Origin of the sequence: Okeania sp. SIO2B9, assembly GCF_010672505.1 — a bacterium.
Classification (GTDB): domain Bacteria; phylum Cyanobacteriota; class Cyanobacteriia; order Cyanobacteriales; family Microcoleaceae; genus Okeania; species Okeania hirsuta.
This window is the reverse complement of sequence record NZ_JAAHGK010001178.1, coordinates 1-2389: the sequence shown is the minus strand read 5'-3', so window position 1 is coordinate 2389 and position 2389 is coordinate 1. Positions and strand designations below refer to the sequence as shown.

2 protein-coding genes are annotated in these 2389 nt (G+C 33.2%); both read right to left on the bottom strand.

Annotation, left to right across the window (positions count from 1 at the left end; all coding sequences use genetic code 11):
• Positions 1-911: transposase (locus F6K13_RS28630; protein ID WP_287289235.1), on the bottom strand; the 911-nt coding region annotated here is incomplete at its 3' end.
• A gap of 896 nt (positions 912-1807) precedes the next feature.
• The coding region (gene rimI / locus F6K13_RS28625) for a ribosomal protein S18-alanine N-acetyltransferase (RefSeq protein ID WP_287289234.1) at positions 1808-2389 on the bottom strand (582 nt) is incomplete at its 5' end.

Below are 2389 nucleotides of genomic sequence, written 5' to 3'. Positions count from 1 at the left end.
CTATAGTGAGGGATATTCACAAATTGTTGATTGTTCTTTTTCCCTAATTTTATTTCTTGTTTCCAAGTCTGATTATACCCAATAATTAAGGTCCCTATTTCATAGTTTACACACCAATCTATTACTCTTTTACTTGCTGTATGGAGATAGTTTTCTACTCGACAATTTCGTTTGTGAGTTAATTTTTTTAACCGATGATAATTACTTTTATTGTGGTTATTTTTTAATTGAGATTGTAAACAAGAGCGCTGTTTATTATAAAAAGTGTTGATTGCTTTTAATGGTCTGCCTTTAATCAAAAGAGGTGATATTCCTGTTTGATTTGTCGTTACAGCTATTAAGTTATTTACTCCTAAATCTACTCCTGCTATTTGTTGATTATTTGTTATTTCCTCCTGTTTTTCATAGACTATTTCTATAAGATAACAGCTACTTTTGGGGATAATTCTTGCCTCTATTATTTCTGTCTGTGAAGTAGGAATTTTTATTTCACTCATCGACAGATGACAAATCCCTTTTTTTAAGGCTTTTTTGTAAATTGATTCATCTGGATAAGGCAGAATATTTCGGCCTTTTGACTTATGTTTATATTTGGGAATTTTTGGTTTTCCTAAAAATTTATTTTGCTGTTTTTTCCACTCTCTTAAAGCTGAAAAATAATGTTTCCAACTTTGATCTAATCTCTTAATAATTTGCTTACTTACCTTGGTAGGTAAAGCTTGATAATCATCAGTTTTAGATACCTTGTGATACAGTTCATTAAAATTTAATTTCTTTTGATCGCAAAAGAAGTATTGACGATAATAATAGTTAGCTAAATTGAACAGATTTTTCGACAAAAAAGCCTTGTGGTCAATTTCTGACCACAAATAATGTGATTTGCTGATAACATGACGTTCAACTAGCTTCATACCTTAATTGTAGCTGATAGCGACTCAATGGATAGACAACTGAAAAAAAACTTACTTATTTTAGTTTGATAGCTATAATTATGAGTAAGTTTGATGAACTTTAGAGAAGTTTACGCTTTCTGTATTTACCCCGCAAAATGCTTATTCAGACTTGAGATAGTTCATAAAAATATAGTCACATAAGACATATCCTTCGGAACCCAGGTGTCACCCTGACTGGGTGTTAGCGTTTGCGTAGCATTCAGCAGGAAAGCTCCCCCGAAGGAGATACTACAACACCCTCGCTTCCCATAGTTAAAGACAAAAGTGAGCTGCTTTTCTCATTATATTCAGAGAACCGTTCACGCAACTCATTGATTAATCCTTTGGTGGCGGTGCAATTGCATTCCTCTTTCTACTCTTTTTCCTGAAAAAGTAACTTGATTTTTCTCACCTTTGTTGTACACTGGAATCAAATCATTATCTATAAAGCTTGCTTTTGAGATGTAAGATTCTAAAGAATTTAACGTTATGTACTTCCTCCTCCATTAATGGTATTTACACTTACATATTTATAGCCAAAATATAATTTGAGTTTCTAAAGTATAGCTCAGGTTTTTATATAGAGATGATTAAATCTGCTTGTTTATTTTAAGAAATTCTAAAGTTTTATCGGTAACAATTATCTATTTCAGTCAACTAAATCTTTGCTATTAATGTAGTTTTTATATTTAGATTCTATGAGAAAATATCTTAACAAAATGCAATATTGGGTGAGATTTTTAGACTTTTTATGTGTTTTTAGATTTTTTACAGATTATATCTATAAACTCCATACAATAAATTTAAAGTGTAGGCAAAAGGGTCTATAAACAAAATTAACTCAAAATAATAAAGCTATTTGAGTTGAGCGATCGCTAATTACCAATAACCGATTCTAACTTTTCCCACCTTACTTCATAGTCATTCAGACGAGCGATCGCTTGTCTATGCCATTGGGACAAAGTTTGCTCAAATTCTGGGTCATGGAGATGACCACGCCATAGAATTAGAGCATCTTCGCCAGTTTGCTGATAATATCCTCGACGACGGCCCACATCTTGAAACCCAAACTTGTGATAAAGGGACAATGCAGATGTATTTGAAGCTGCAACTTCTAAGGTGGCTCTCTCTAAACCTCTGTCCCAAGCAGACCTCATTAAGGAATATAATAATAACTGACCTAAACCCAGACGTTGGTATTGGGGATGAATTCCGAGAATAGTGATATGTGCTTCCTCTAAAATAGCCCATAAACAACCTATGCCAATTATGGACTGATAATTGGTAAGCTCTGATTTAGAGTTAGAAGATTTAAAGGTTACCTCCCTTTCCATCTCTTCATTCATTTGGCTAATTACTAAAATTAGCAAATCACTGTTAGGACTTTCTAGTTCTTGCTGATAACCTTGAAAATTCCAGAGTCCACCAAAGCAGAGTCGATCCAATTCAACCACGCT